Raw genomic sequence first — 14,480 nt, 5'->3', positions numbered from 1 at the left:
TAACATTTTAAATTTTCTATTTCTTGTGTTATTATGTCATAAATATTGCAAATATTGAACTTAAACATTATAATTAGGATAAACTGTGAAAGAGGGTGTTATTGTGAATGAATTCAACTCATGTGAGGCTGCAATAAAAAGTGCTTTAGAAAACAAATACTTTTCGATAGCTCACTTGTATAAAGAAGAAAAATCAATGGCTATGCATATACATGATTCCTATGAGATTTATTATTCAATAACAGGCGGAAAACAATTTCTTATTGGCAATAAATTTTATGATATTAAGCCTGGTGACTTATTTGTAATAAATCAATTTGAAAGTCACTACATATCTAAATTAGATAAGATAGTTCATGAAAGAATTGTTCTTTCAATTGATCCTGAATTTTTAAAATCTTCTTCTAGCAAGAAAACTGACCTAAACTATTGTTTTTCTAATCGTAATAAAGATTTTAATCATAGAATTTCTTTAAATAAGGAACAGCAAGGTCGTTTTATATATTTTATTAATAAAATAATTGCATCTGAAGGCTTTGGAAGTGATATAATTGAATATTCAACATTTTTAGAACTGATGATTTTTTTAAATAAGGTTTATATTAGTAATGAGCGTTCTATCTCTGAAGAATATTCTTATAAATATAATCAGCAGGTAGATGAAATAATAGAATACATAAATACTAACATAACTGAACCTATTACAATTGAACACTTAGCAAGTAACTTTTATTTAAGTCCATCTTATATTTGTAGAATATTTAAAGCAGCTACAGGAACAACAATTAATAAATATATTTCTGGAAGAAGAATTTCCATTGCTAAAGCTATGCTTGCAAATGGAGAAACTGTTAATGATGTTTGTGAGAAATGTGGTTTTAATGATTATAGTAATTTTCTTAAAACCTTTAAAAAAGCAGTTGGTTTTTCACCTAAGAAATATTCAACCTTCACTACAAGCTAGCAATTATAAAATAATATAAGTAAAAATATATAAAACCATAAATCATAAATAAAAGAAAAAACAGTTAAAAGATTATATAGAATTATCTTCTAACTGTTTTTTCTTTTTAAAAATTTTATTCTTTATGGGAATATTGTATATTTAAATATTACTCCACCTCTTTATTGTTCTCAATAATTTATAGCAAATTAAAATTATTTTATGGTTCGTTTCATTTCTATAAAAAATCCAAGTCCCTGTAACATGATAAAAGGATTATATATTCTTTTATATTCTTCAAATCCAATTTTCTCATATAATCTTTTAGCATTTTTATTTTTAGATAAAACTTCAATATAGCACTCCTTAAAATCAAGTTCATTGAATACAAAATTTATAAGTTTTGTTGCTATACCTTTTCCTCGATATTTTTTATCAGTTGTCAGATAATCAATATAGACATCTTTTTCTCCTTTTACTGTTGGCTTCTCCATAATATAGCTCATTTGCTTATAAACTATATAACCCTTTCCTTTTCCTAAAAGCTTTTGGCAAATGGATTTATTGAAACAAGTAGGACGTTTTATGTTATTTCCTATCCCTAAAAAACCAACAACATTATTTTCAAATAAAGCAACATAAATCATTGAGAAATCTAATGAATGCAAAAATAACTCTTGTAATATTTTTTTGTCCTTTGAAAAAGAAAGTATTTTATAAAAACCATCAACAAATAATTTAACAGCTTTAACCTTATATTCATCATCTAAATTTGATAATTTTACTATTTTAAAATTTTCTATTAATTTCACCTCACTTCAAAACAAATACTAGCAAACTCATAACATCTAAGAAATATATAATAATTGTCTCAGAATATGGCACTCTTACCAACCAAGATTACTGTAAGTGCTAGCGATTTGCTTTAATTAAATCCATATCTACATCAAATAATTCATTTATATCTATTCCATATAAAATATCACCTATATCTCCTTCTAGTTTAACCTTTTTGATACCAAAATTCTCATTTAAAATAAGTGTTGAACTTATTGAATTAATAATAGTTTTTGTAGCTGTGCTTGACCCATAAATGCCATGTTCAGCTAAAGGTACACTTTCATAGATATAGACATATGCTACTTCATCTTTAACTGATACATCTAAAATCTCTAGCTCTTTAGGTAGCGAACTTATTAATTCTTTACTTTTAGGTCCTTCTATTAATGCCTGTATAGCCTTTTGTGGAGTAGCATCTTCAATATATCTCTCTTCTCCAATAAGATATTCTGCATTAGAATCTGAAAAATATAGATTAACAACTTCTTCTTTTCCATTATTCTTAGATGAACATCCAGTAAACATTAAAAGTAAGACCATAATGGATGATAATTTCTTAAAACTAGTCACATCACTCTTCACCCTTCTAATAATTAAACTTTATTATAGCTAAGTTACATTACTTTACTTATATATTTCTTTTGTCTTTTAAATCCTATAAAGAAAATTAAGCTTTGTAAAATAAGAAAAAGCCATGGAGCTATATCGATACTCCATATAAATAAAGAATATATAATATATAAAATTCCTAAAAAATAAATCATTCCTCTGAATTCTTTTATATACGTCTCTTTATCACTAATTTTATATCCATATCTTACTCTACAAAAAATTCTTTCCGGAATAAATTTAGATAAAATTATAATCCCAATACCAAATAAACTAATTATTAGTGATATAGCTATTTCAAATAACTTCATAATACTCTCCTCTACTCTATAAACCATATATAAATCACATATAAATCACATATGATTATTATTAAAATAGTTGCTTTAATAATAATTAATAAATATAAAGAATCAAACATCCTCCCCATTTATATCCATTATATTTAATTAATGTTATAATTACCATAAAAATATACTATAATTCAATACACACTTATATAAGATTATTGAAAGAAGGGAAAGTTAAAATGAATTTTTAAAAAAGGATAATACTAACGGTTATTTTACTTATGATAATTAGTTTATTAATTGGATGCAGTAATGATATCACGAATTCTATTTATGATAACAATGCTAAAATAGCTAAATCATATGATTCTTTTGGATTAGATGATAGCAAGGAAACAATAGAATCAGGAGTATATACAGGAAAGCTTAAATTAAGTGGGTGTGGAACCATCTGGAGATATGAAAGTGATTCAGATTTTAATTTAGAAGCTCCGTGTAAATTATCAGTAAAAAGTGGAAAAGCAAAAATAGTTTTAATATCACCTGATGATACAGTTACTAATCTTGTAGAAATCTCAAATAAAGATACTACAGATGAAAACACTACCTTAACTTTACCAATAAAAAAAGGTATTAACCGTATAAAAATAGTAGGTTACGATAAAGCAGATATTAATATTGAATTAAATATAACTAAAGGTGATTTTCAATAAATATAAAGAATATTTTCAATAAATAAGTTTATAATAATACATTTAAATTTACAGTGTTAATTAATAATATTTACAAAAGCCACTAATTAAAAATATTAAAAAAACAGCAAATTAAGGGAAGTAAAAGTACTTCCCTTAATTTATATATGTATCTATAATATCATAAATCCATAAGATATTATTTTTATAGTACTAGTCATTATTTTCTAACTTCTAGACATATATTTTTGGAATAACCTGTCTGCTATTTCTGGATTAGATTGTTTTAAATCATTTAAATATACAAGAGCACTTCCCTTATATTCTTTTTCTTCTCCAAGTAAAATGACCTCATAGCAGCTTCTTAAAATATTTATTACACAATTTTCATAATGATTTTCTTTGCAACTTTTACAAGTCTTAAGTATATCTACTACCCCTTCCATTATATATTCTTTATCATATATTTTAGTATCTGTAATTGGAATTTTATTACATCCATCTATAACATATGTAACCTTATTAATCATACAATTCTTTATACATTCTGTCCCATATCCAACTAAACATTTTTCTCTTTCGCATACTCCACATTCACTTTCAGATAAACAGCATGGTCCTAACTTGTCCACCAATCTACTAAAGTTAATTTCTTTAAATGCAATTCCCATTTTTTATCCTCCATTTATTATAAACATATCTAATTTAGGCTATTTTTCTGCTTAACTATACATTCTTAAAGCATTTTTTTAATTCCTAAATTATAATTTAATAAATTCTTCACTCAAAATTTCTCTATAAAGAATTTATAAAATTTCTTCTATATTATACCATTCACGTTTCATTTTATCCAACTTTTTACCAGTAAGCCTTATAGATATCATTGCTTTTCTTTACTTTCTGCATCTATATTATTAAATACAAAACTATTATTACTAAATAGTTTTATTAATTTTAGCTAATCTAGTAGCAAATATAATAAAGTAAGTAAAAAATAAGTGATAAATAATTTCCTGTATTTAAATAATATTAAAAATAATTATTTAAATAATAAAAATCATATTCAGTATTAATACCATTTAGACATCTAAGTACTGCTATTTAAATATGTAAAGATGGGTATTTTCGTCTTTTAATACTCATATGACTAAATTTACTTATCACTTTTTTTATTTTTTATTTTATTGTTTTCTTGTTGATTATTTTGTTGTTGGTTATTTTGTTGTTGATTGTCTCCTTGCTGATTGTTTTGCTGCTGGTTATTTTGTTGCTGATTATTTTGTTGTAAAGATTCTAGACGTTGTTTCTGTGCCGCAATAGTTAACAATATACTCCCTATGTCTACAATAAGATTTCCAAGAACATTTATTTCATCAGTACTCTTACCTTGAGCTATTGTAATAGCAATAGCATTACCTAAAATTGCCAATTCTTCCGGACTTAAATTATCTGTACATATCATTTTAGACTTCTCCTACTATAGAATACATTTATCTTTTTAACTATTAAATAATATGATTATATTTCTAAGGATATGTGTATTTCCTTAATAGTATAAATGCTTAACGTTAAATTAAACTTTTTCTAAATTTAAAAATACTCAACATTTTTATTCAAAATGCTGAGTATATCTGTTATATTATTAACTTAATAAATCTTTTAAAATTACATACTAAATTATTTTTTTTATTAATATAATAATACTTTTAAATAAACTTCTTTTTTTATTGCTTAATTTTTGATAAGTTTCTTTTCTAATCTGAATTGAACTTAATCCTTCCTCTTTGCAATATTTTTCAAAGTCCATAGTGTTTTTTCCACTTTTAATTACACCATTTACAAATTCCTCAATCGTAGCCATCTATAATTCCTCCATTTCTATTTATTTCACCTATTTCCTTATGATTGTTTCTAACTTTTCTTAAATTGCTCATCTTACAAAATCCTCCTTTAAATTATTTTTATATAAAAATGACCCTAGTTTACCCAGGGTCATTAAAATATCACTTTATTTAATAAATAAATGCATAAAAAAACCATGAGCATAATAACTCATGGTGGTATACTTAATAAATTTAATTTTTCATAAAAAAATTATAAACTATCTCCACTGGTAGAGCTACTAATAAAAAACGAACTATATTTAATTTTATTCTTATTTTCCTTTAAATAAATAAACATATCTCTACCTCCTTTTTCAAAATTTATTAATTATTACTTTTTTATTATACAGTTCAATTCACATTTTGTAAATACTTAATATGTAAAAAAATAATAATTTTAGTAGTTTTTTATTCTGAGTTTTCCAATTAAGGGAATTCTTTCAATATATTCTTTACAGCATACGTAATTTATATCGATACATTTGTATTGAATTTCTTCTAGTATATTCCATCTACTTATAATAGTTTTCTCTCAAGTCTTAATTTCATGATATTTACTTATAGATTTACATTCTTATTAAATAAAAATAGAATTACAAAAGATAAGATTACTTCAAAAATCATAGTTATAAAAGTGCTATAAGGATTGACGGTAAGATTCATTTATATAATCTTCAATTTCTTTTAAATTTTCTCTACTTGTCCAATCTGCTGCCTTGTCCATGGATTCTATAAATGCTTTTTCCCAAGACTCAAATTTATCTGGATCTTTTTTGCTTAGCACTCCTTTTAACATTCCAATTAAAAATTTATCTCTAAAACTCATGCTTTTTAAATCAAACATTCCTCTTAGATAGAAAAGCTTAATGTTCTTTAGTTCATCTGAAAAATTATGTTCTTTAAGCTGAATATATGCCTTTTCATCATATGGTGAAGCTCCAACCATAAAAACTATTATGTTTTTATTTTTTAACTTATTATAATTCTTCTTTATTAAAGATAAACCCGCTATTCTAGAACCATATATTCCTCCTCCATAAATTATTGTGTCATAATCATCAAGGATTTCAATTTTACACTTATCTTGTGAATATGGATCTGCCTCAATATCCTCTGATAACCATTCAGCGTATTTTTTTGTTGCTCCATACTTGCTTTTATATATCACTGCTACCTTTGACATATAACCCCCCTATTTTTTTATTTAATGCTTATCATTTTATTTAATATTATTATAGAATTCTTTTAATTCAATTTTTACTTCTTTTGATAGATTGTGCCATCTTATTCCTTGTATTGCCCCTTCTAATGCATATAATCTATTAATACAAGCTGATCTATCTATACTTCTTATGTTTAACCAAGCTTCTTTGCTTCCAACTTCCTTTAATCTATCAATTGTATCTATTCCTATCTTATTAAGTTGTTCTTCTAATTTTTCTCCTATATTAGGTAAATCTGATAACTTATTCATTAAATAACACTCCTATAAATTAGCTTTAAATTTGTACTTACTCTAATGGTTTTATATACCTCTTATGATATTATAAAAATTATCTTTATCATATTTACTTTCAAATAAATTAAAATAATCACATATTTCTATTGCAAAATCAATAAAAGCTATACCTTGCGCAGTTATAATATTTTTATCTCTTACTACTCTATCTTCAATAAAAGTTGCTCTCGGAAAAGGATCCTTTTCTCCAAATATCTCTTTATGCTTTTGAGTCCACTCTGAAGCAGGAGTTGTATATTTAACATTATTAAGAATACCTGCCTTAGCTAAAAATACCGTACCAGCACCACATATTGCTGCAATTATCATTCCCTTTGAGTTTAAGTTTTGAATTAATTCTATTAATTCAGGTCTAGTTTCTCCATACCATCCACCAGCTATTATTAAACCTTCAACTTCCTCATTTAACACATCACTAACTAATCTTGAAGGTTTATATAAAAATCCAGATCGTCCTTCAATTAATTTATCTTCATATGCAATTGTAATTATTTTTTATCAGTACTTGTATTTAATAAGTGCATAATAAATGTAATTTCATAATCTGTCATTCCATCAAAAATGAATACTAGTATCCTCACCATATTTTTCCCTTTTTTATTTTAATTAAATTTGGGTAATTCCCATATATTTTCCCTTATATTGCTTTTGTGCATAATTAAAAATTTATCTTTATTAACTATCAATGCTTTAGTTGCAAAATATATTATTTTATTATCCTCCATACCTAACCCCTTCTATCAATATGAGTAACTCACTTAAATGCTTGTACTATCTGTAAAAAAATACTTTTATAGATGCACTTGTGAAAATTATAATACCTAATAAAACCATGAATACTCCGACACTTTTATTTCTCTTTCTAACTACTTTAGAGTTTACTCTATTTGATAGCTCAATTTGACTTAATCCTCCGAATAATTGAGTTAATCCTAAAGATATCATAATATAGTCAATATTAATATACTTCATAAAATATAGTACGACTAAGCAAATAGTTGTAACTGAAAAAATAATGGCAAGTATTGACCATACTTTTTTATTAATTTGCATAAATATATTCCTTTCTATTTACAATACTTAATAATTATTAAATTTAATATCTTTATTATATACAATTCTAAATATTATTTAAACATTATTTACCATATATACATATTAATTCTTCTTAATTATTATTTTTATATAAATTGTATAAAAAAACTGTATTAAAGTTTCTTTACTTACTAACTTTAATACAGTTCTTAAATTTATTCATTTCTACTTATATAATATGTAAATATAAATCCTAAAATTCCAAGTATAACACCTATTACACTGCTTAATCCATCAACTCCTGGAAATACTGAAAATACTGATCCTAGTATAAATCCAAATATTAATATATAAGTTTGCTCTGGATATTTTAAAAGTAGCACTTCAATTATTCTAGCTGTAGCTAAGGTACCAACTATACCTCCTATTACTAATGGTATTAAAACTGGAATATTCATTTGCACAACTGCTGTTATAACTGTGTTGTATAGCCCTAAAACATAAAGCATAAATGAACCACTAATTCCAGGTAGTATAAGTGCCACTGCTACTACTACTCCACCAATAAGAAGCCATAAGAAATTACCTAAACTTAATGAAGTTATTATAGCTGATGCATCATTATTTGGTGTTCCCATCATTAAAACAATTATTATTCCAGCAAGTAAGTATAAAATGCTACTTTTATTAAAGCCTTTAACAGTTGCTTTTCTAAACATTAGTGGTGCCCCACCTAAAATAACTCCTATAAATAAATATCCAACTGGTATAGGATAATTATCAAATAAAGTTTTAACTATATTACTAAATAGAAATATTCCTACTACTGCTCCTATACCCACTTGAAGCAATATTTTATATTGATTTTTAAAATCCTTTAAAATATTATTAACTGCATGAAGTAATTTATCATATATTCCAAGAATCATAGCAATAGTTCCCCCACTAACCCCTGGAACAATTTGAGATATACTAATTGCTACACCCTTTAGAAAATTCTTTAAGAATTCCATATCTGCACCTCTATTGTAAAATATTAATATATTTTTTCCATACTAGCATAATACTCCTGACAAAGTCAAAGCTATTAACATAGATTTAACATTAATATTATTCAAGTTTAATTTTCAGTAAATTATTCATCATTGTAAGTGGGGTGCTAAACTATTAATTTGTTATGTTTATCTTTATATTTATTTCAACATAAATCATTCTTAAAAACTACTTATATCAACGCTTTAAGTGTAGTTACTACATAAAATTATTAAATACCTACTATATACCCCATTCCTCTTTTAGCTTATTAACTATCTTCATCATTTCACCATCATCATTTGCTATATCTGGGTGGTATGTCTTTGCTAAAGTCTTATATAGTTTCTTATATTTACTTTTATCTTCCTGATTGTGGTTACTATGTTTATTACTTTGATAACTACCATACGAATGATAACTACCATATGAATTATAACTATTGTAGTTACTATTAAAATTTTCGTAATAACTACGCTCCTGTTCTTTTTTAGTTTTATACTGCTTTTTTATATTGTTTAACATTTCCTCATTTCTAAACACTCCAAATATATCATAACAATAATCATATGAATCTTTGCCATATACCTTTTCAAACTTTTCTTTTTCTTCTAACTTACTCTCTACTTCTTGTATTACACAATACATTATTTAATCACCTTCTTTGTAGTTACTTCAAAATTCCGTATAGTAGCTACATTTTTATTTTTAAATGCTTCGTCATAATTAAGAACCTTAAATATATTTGACTAATCTTATATTAATCCATATTCATGATGTATTAATGGATTTACTTCTTTTATTGCTTTTATTAGCCTTCTTCTATTAAATTTATCTACATTCTTAAATGATCAAAAAGTTACAACATTAACTTGACATTTATACTATCTCATAAGTAAATTTATTTAACATCTTTTCTTTTGTAGTGTCATTATATATTTACCACTACTTTTCACCTTTCCTATTTTCTTATCTCTATATATTCTAAATCTTTAATAAAAGATTTTAAAACATCAAATCGATATATATGGTAAATTTGTTTTAAATTTACTTTTATTTATGTATAATAAACATATTAATTGAAAAGCAATTGTAAAAAATATAAAGTAATTAATAGCAAAAATATTTTTGAAAAGTAAAAAGGTGAATATGATGAATTATATACCTGAAAAAGCTGAAGAGATTATAGACGAGCATATTAAAATCATTGAATCAAGCTTACCTAATTTCCTTGAATCATATTATATTTATGGTTCTATTTCATTAGGGGCATTCGATTCCATTTTTAGTGATATTGATTTTATTGCAGTGATTAAAAGAAAAGTAAATGAAGAAGATATAAATACTCTAAAAAAAATCCATGCCGATATGCAAAAAAAATATCATAAAACTATTTTAGATGGACTGTATGTATTGAATAGTGATCTAGAGTCTTTAAACAAAAGCAAAAGTTCATGCCTTAGATTTAACGATGGAAAATTTCAAGGTTTTAAAAGCTTTGATAGAAACTCCATAGATGCCTACCAATTAAAAAAATATGGTATAACTATAAAAGGACAAGTGATAAGAGATTTTAATTATGAGGTAAACTTTGATATTTTAATTGATGAAATGAGGAATAATCTTAATACTTATTGGATTAATTGGATTAATGACTGCAGGAAGTTAACATCCATGAAATATATTGGCTTATTTGTAAGTTTAAATATGATTGAATGGGGAGTTTTAGGTATTTCTCGCCTTTATTATACCTTCAAAGAAAGAGATATAACATCAAAAATTGGTGCTGGGGAATATGCATTACAAAATGTCCCTGAAAGATGGCATAAAATAATTAATGAGTCCATGAGATTAAGAAAAGGTAATAAAAAATCCTACTACAATTCTATTTTTGAAAGAAGAAATGATGCCTTAATATATATTAATTACATAATTCAAGAAAGCAATGAACTTTTTAATGAGAAGAAGTAATTTTCATTATTAATATATAGCAATATAAAAGGATGCATACAGGATGTCCTCCTATATCAGCTAATTTCCAGAGTTTATCAATAATTTTATGTAAACTTTAGAAAAATAATTTATATTTTGTAGGTTGGATAGTATGATCACATATCCAACCTTTATCCTCACATTATTTTAAGACAGTACCTTCATTTAATATTAATTTAAATATAATATCATCATCTATAATCTCATAAGATAAAATCCAGCCATTTTCTTTAGCTAATTCACTACATAAATATAATCCAAGTCCTGAACTACTTACTTCTTTAGATATATCCTTGTAACTATTATATTTTATAAATGGTTCTAATAGCTTATCTCTTATTTCTAAAGGAATTTCAGCATATTTATTTTTAATTTCTAAGGTTATTTCTTTTTCATCTTCATATAGATTTATATTGATTTCATTATCCACTGAATATTTAATGCTGTTATCTAAAAGGTTTAAAATAATTTGTTCAAAATCCTCTAAAACTCCATAGAACATAACTTCTTGTAAGTCTTCCTTTATATAAATACCACTACTTTTAAGCCTTAATTCTAAATCCTCTAATATCTCTTTAATTATATTAGTTAGTGAAAATTCACTTTTAGATTTGCTCTTATTAATTTTCCCTCTTGAGCTTTCTAAAATCTTCTCAACTAGCTTTTTCATCTTCTCACATTCAAGGACTATTCTACGACTTGCTCTATTTAAAAATTCATCATCCATTTCTTTTATATTTTCATCTCTTAGTATTTGAGAATACAAAGAAATAGCTGTAACTGGAGTTTTTAGCTCATGGGTAACATTATTAAAAAATTCTCTTAAGGTCTTCTCTTGGTTATTTAATTGATTTTTCATAGAATTATATGTTTTAGTTAAATCAGCTATTTCATCTTCTGTATTTATTTCTATATCTTTAATATCTTTTCCTAAAGTAAATTCCTCCATAGAAATGCTTAAGTTTCTAAGTGGCTTTGTAACCTTCTTAATAATCATAGATATAACTAATATAATTGTTATAACTACAAATACTTGTCCTAAAATTATAATTCCGATTGTTTTTATCATTTTATTATATTTATATGAATAATCCTTTTGTATTATTAAATTACCACTGAAGTTATCTTTAATATATAAAGAATAATTATAAGTTGCAAAGTAAGAATTATTTGAATGCTTAAACTTAATTATAGATTTAATATTATTACTTTCTTTTATTATACTTGTTATTTCTTCATTATTTATAATTTTTCCTACAGATTGATTTATATTGCCATTATCATCAGCTATACTAACATAACCTTGTGTTATTTCATTAATTGGAGATAATGCTTTCCAAATAGGCTCTCCCATTATTTCATTTTGCCTTATTATATTTAAAGATGTTAATTTGATTCTATTCATTTCTTCTATGATATCATTCTTAAAAGACTTATCTAAAAATAATGAAATAAATATAGTAAATATTATATTTATGGTTACAACTGAAATTATTGTCCCAATTAAAAGCTTTCCTCTCAAGGTTTTATTCAAAATATCACCTCATTATATATCCTATTCCAAATACTGTTTCTATAATAGAATTGTCTTTATCTTCGTTAAGCTTTTCTCTTAATCTTCTTATATGGACATCAACAGTTCTAGTGTCTCCTTGGTAATCATATCCCCATACCTTATCTAATAAATCATCTCTTGAAAATACAACTCCCTTATTTTCGTATAAAAAATTTATTAAATCAAACTCCTTTCTCCTTAAAGGAACCTCTGTACCTTCCTTTATTACACTTCTATCTCTTTTATTAATTTCTATAAGCCCTTCTTCTTTATCTTTATTTGAAGTAATATTTTCTTCTAGACCTTTTTCATTTCTTCTAAAGATTACTTTTATCCTAACTAAAACCTCCTTAATTTCAAAAGGCTTTACAATATAATCATCAGCTCCAAGTTCTAAACCTAATATTTTATCTATTATTTCCCCTCTTGCAGTTAACATTATTACATAAGTACTCTTAGCTATTTCCTTGCATATATCAAAACCATCAATATCAGGTAACATTAAATCTAATAAAACTAAATCTGGTTTAAACTCTTTAACTTTTTCTAACGCCTCCTTTCCGTTAAATACACTTCTTACATCATATCCTTCTTTTCTAAGCGCAAATGTTACTGCATCATTTATTGAATATTCATCCTCAACTACTAATATCTTTTTCTTTCCCATAGCTCCCCCATAAATTTATTTTTCTTTTAAGATGGAAGTTTTTACATAGCTTAATTAACTTGTTTAAAAGCTATTAAATTTATAAATTATTTATAACTTTTTTATATTAAATTTTTTTAATCAAGTATCTTGACTATATATTTAATCTTCATTCTTCGTTATTTCTATAATAGAATATTTTATATCTTCTTTTATTACTAGAGCATTATAATCTTTAATATTTTCTTCATTATATTTAATTTTAGTAACCAATATACTATTTCCCTCTTTATTAGCTACCCCAAAGAAATATCTATATCCTTCAGAATCATCTAATTTATATATTAAATTTATTTCTCCATCATCACTGATTTCTGCTAAATATCTATTTTCATTATATAGAACAATAAAAAAATTAGTATTATTAACTTTTCCTATTACGATTTTTTCTTTATCCATAGATATAAACTCATCTGATTTAACTTTATAAAAAAGATTACTATAATCATAAAACTCCTTAGATTCATTATTATGGATATTAAGGATTAACTTATCTTCAAAATAAAAACTTCCTAAATATCCGTATTTATAATATATTTCCAAATCCTCTACTCCAATATCTTTATACAACTCAAAAACTATCTCTTTTTCTTGTAATTTTAGCTTATAAATTTTTCCTAAATTATCTATAGCCATTATAGCTTCTTCATTATTATCAAAATAAAATTTAATATACCTATTGTTATTGTTTCTAACAACATAATAACTCTCATTTTTTAAATCAATAATAATTATTTCCTCATTATTTATAGATTTCCCTTTATCTTCTACATTAAAATATCCCTGAATATAATAATTTTCATTTCCTTCTAGCTTAGCCCCCCTATTTTCAAAGTTTTTGAGCTTTAACTCTATGGAATTATATATTTTTTCATATCCTTCTAGTTCAAATTTATTTTTATTTACTATATCTATATAATAAAATTTTCTTTCACTTAATCTATTATAGTTAAGCATATATACCCCTGAATCTATACATCCATAAGTATCCTTTATAAAGCCTATCTCATCTTTATCAAACTTACCTTCTTCTACCCTTTTAAAAGCTCCACTACTATCAATATAGTAAGGTATTTGGAACTCTTCAGGAGCTCCACTATTTTTAGGAGACATCGTTCCATAAATTATCTCTGAATCATAAAACAAAGGCATAAAAGATTTATCTCTTTCTGTATTTTCAATATTTTTCTCAGTTATTTTATACTTATCAGATGTCTTATTATCCTTAGTATTTTCTTCTAATACTTTAGTATTATTGCAACTAACCATAGCTATAGAAAATATAGCTATCATCAGTAAAATTATTTTTTTCATAAGAAAAAACCTCCCTATACTTTTAATTATATATTACCTGGAAGTTTTTACATAGTTTAATTAAGTTGTT

General features: G+C 24.6%; 19 protein-coding genes. 3 read left to right on the top strand and 16 right to left on the bottom strand.

Annotated features, from left to right (window positions below; all coding sequences use genetic code 11):
* The first annotated feature begins 103 nt into the window (after nt 1-103).
* Nucleotides 104-964 carry an AraC family transcriptional regulator gene (locus ACH36K_RS09145; protein ID WP_411170621.1) on the top strand — a complete coding sequence of 287 codons (861 nt, stop codon included), beginning with the start codon at nt 104-106 and terminating at the stop codon, nt 962-964.
* Between the two features lie 194 nt (nt 965-1,158).
* On the opposite strand, the gene ACH36K_RS09140 is transcribed toward ACH36K_RS09145, so the two are convergent.
* The 3 genes from ACH36K_RS09140 to ACH36K_RS09130 form a co-directional block, all read right to left on the bottom strand.
* A complete protein-coding gene (locus ACH36K_RS09140; RefSeq protein WP_411170620.1) occupies nt 1,159-1,755 on the bottom strand; it encodes a GNAT family N-acetyltransferase in 597 nt (198 codons plus the stop codon).
* A gap of 100 nt (nt 1,756-1,855) precedes the next feature.
* On the bottom strand, nt 1,856-2,323 hold the full coding sequence (locus ACH36K_RS09135; protein ID WP_411170619.1) for a GerMN domain-containing protein: 468 nt from the start codon (nt 2,321-2,323) through the stop codon (nt 1,856-1,858).
* Between the two features lie 74 nt (nt 2,324-2,397).
* The gene (locus ACH36K_RS09130; protein WP_411170618.1) at nt 2,398-2,703 is read right to left on the bottom strand and encodes a hypothetical protein; all 306 of its coding nucleotides are present in this window, start codon (nt 2,701-2,703) and stop codon (nt 2,398-2,400) included.
* A 260-nt stretch (nt 2,704-2,963) separates the two neighbouring features.
* Between ACH36K_RS09130 and ACH36K_RS09125 the strand changes: the two genes are divergently transcribed.
* A complete protein-coding gene (locus ACH36K_RS09125) occupies nt 2,964-3,395 on the top strand; it encodes a 50S ribosomal protein L7ae (RefSeq protein WP_411170617.1) in 432 nt (143 codons plus the stop codon).
* A 206-nt stretch (nt 3,396-3,601) separates the two neighbouring features.
* Here ACH36K_RS09125 and ACH36K_RS09120 read toward each other — a convergent pair whose 3' ends face one another.
* The 10 genes from ACH36K_RS09120 to ACH36K_RS09075 form a co-directional block, all read right to left on the bottom strand.
* Nucleotides 3,602-4,045 carry a hypothetical protein gene (locus ACH36K_RS09120; RefSeq protein ID WP_411170616.1) on the bottom strand — a complete coding sequence of 148 codons (444 nt, stop codon included), beginning with the start codon at nt 4,043-4,045 and terminating at the stop codon, nt 3,602-3,604.
* 482 nt (nt 4,046-4,527) lie between these two features.
* On the bottom strand, nt 4,528-4,836 hold the full coding sequence (locus ACH36K_RS09115; RefSeq protein ID WP_411170615.1) for a hypothetical protein: 309 nt from the start codon (nt 4,834-4,836) through the stop codon (nt 4,528-4,530).
* Nucleotides 4,837-5,046: 210 nt separating this feature from the next.
* Complete coding sequence (locus ACH36K_RS09110) at nt 5,047-5,235, bottom strand: hypothetical protein (RefSeq protein ID WP_411170614.1); 189 nt, start codon at nt 5,233-5,235, stop codon at nt 5,047-5,049.
* A gap of 659 nt (nt 5,236-5,894) precedes the next feature.
* Nucleotides 5,895-6,440, bottom strand: a complete 546-nt coding sequence (locus ACH36K_RS09105) for a flavodoxin domain-containing protein (protein ID WP_411170613.1) — start codon at nt 6,438-6,440, stop codon at nt 5,895-5,897.
* 36 nt (nt 6,441-6,476) lie between these two features.
* Nucleotides 6,477-6,731 carry a TfoX/Sxy family protein gene (locus tag ACH36K_RS09100; protein ID WP_322382575.1) on the bottom strand — a complete coding sequence of 85 codons (255 nt, stop codon included), beginning with the start codon at nt 6,729-6,731 and terminating at the stop codon, nt 6,477-6,479.
* 51 nt (nt 6,732-6,782) lie between these two features.
* The gene (locus ACH36K_RS09095) at nt 6,783-7,238 is read right to left on the bottom strand and encodes a DJ-1/PfpI family protein (RefSeq protein WP_411170676.1); all 456 of its coding nucleotides are present in this window, start codon (nt 7,236-7,238) and stop codon (nt 6,783-6,785) included.
* Nucleotides 7,239-7,378: 140 nt separating this feature from the next.
* Nucleotides 7,379-7,501: a hypothetical protein gene (locus ACH36K_RS09090; protein ID WP_411170612.1), complete on the bottom strand. Its 123-nt coding sequence runs from the start codon at nt 7,499-7,501 to the stop codon at nt 7,379-7,381.
* 46 nt (nt 7,502-7,547) lie between these two features.
* Nucleotides 7,548-7,829: a hypothetical protein gene (locus ACH36K_RS09085; protein WP_411170611.1), complete on the bottom strand. Its 282-nt coding sequence runs from the start codon at nt 7,827-7,829 to the stop codon at nt 7,548-7,550.
* A gap of 197 nt (nt 7,830-8,026) precedes the next feature.
* Nucleotides 8,027-8,824: a DUF368 domain-containing protein gene (locus ACH36K_RS09080; RefSeq protein WP_411170610.1), complete on the bottom strand. Its 798-nt coding sequence runs from the start codon at nt 8,822-8,824 to the stop codon at nt 8,027-8,029.
* Nucleotides 8,825-9,086: 262 nt separating this feature from the next.
* The gene (locus ACH36K_RS09075; RefSeq protein WP_411170609.1) at nt 9,087-9,491 is read right to left on the bottom strand and encodes a hypothetical protein; all 405 of its coding nucleotides are present in this window, start codon (nt 9,489-9,491) and stop codon (nt 9,087-9,089) included.
* 501 nt (nt 9,492-9,992) lie between these two features.
* On the opposite strand from ACH36K_RS09075, the gene ACH36K_RS09070 reads away from it, so the two are divergent.
* Nucleotides 9,993-10,814, top strand: a complete 822-nt coding sequence (locus ACH36K_RS09070) for an aminoglycoside adenylyltransferase domain-containing protein (protein ID WP_411170608.1) — start codon at nt 9,993-9,995, stop codon at nt 10,812-10,814.
* Between the two features lie 163 nt (nt 10,815-10,977).
* On the opposite strand, the gene ACH36K_RS09065 is transcribed toward ACH36K_RS09070, so the two are convergent.
* From ACH36K_RS09065 to ACH36K_RS09055, 3 genes are all read right to left on the bottom strand, one after another.
* The gene (locus ACH36K_RS09065; protein ID WP_411170607.1) at nt 10,978-12,369 is read right to left on the bottom strand and encodes a histidine kinase dimerization/phospho-acceptor domain-containing protein; all 1,392 of its coding nucleotides are present in this window, start codon (nt 12,367-12,369) and stop codon (nt 10,978-10,980) included.
* 4 nt (nt 12,370-12,373) lie between these two features.
* A complete protein-coding gene (locus ACH36K_RS09060) occupies nt 12,374-13,057 on the bottom strand; it encodes a response regulator transcription factor (protein ID WP_411170606.1) in 684 nt (227 codons plus the stop codon).
* 141 nt (nt 13,058-13,198) lie between these two features.
* Complete coding sequence (locus ACH36K_RS09055) at nt 13,199-14,410, bottom strand: hypothetical protein (protein ID WP_411170605.1); 1,212 nt, start codon at nt 14,408-14,410, stop codon at nt 13,199-13,201.
* Between the last annotated feature and the right edge of the window lie 70 nt (nt 14,411-14,480).

It is taken from the genome of Clostridium sp. MB05 (assembly GCF_046581255.1).
Lineage (GTDB): Bacteria > Bacillota > Clostridia > Clostridiales > Clostridiaceae > Clostridium.
This window is presented reverse-complemented; position numbering and strand designations above follow the sequence as displayed.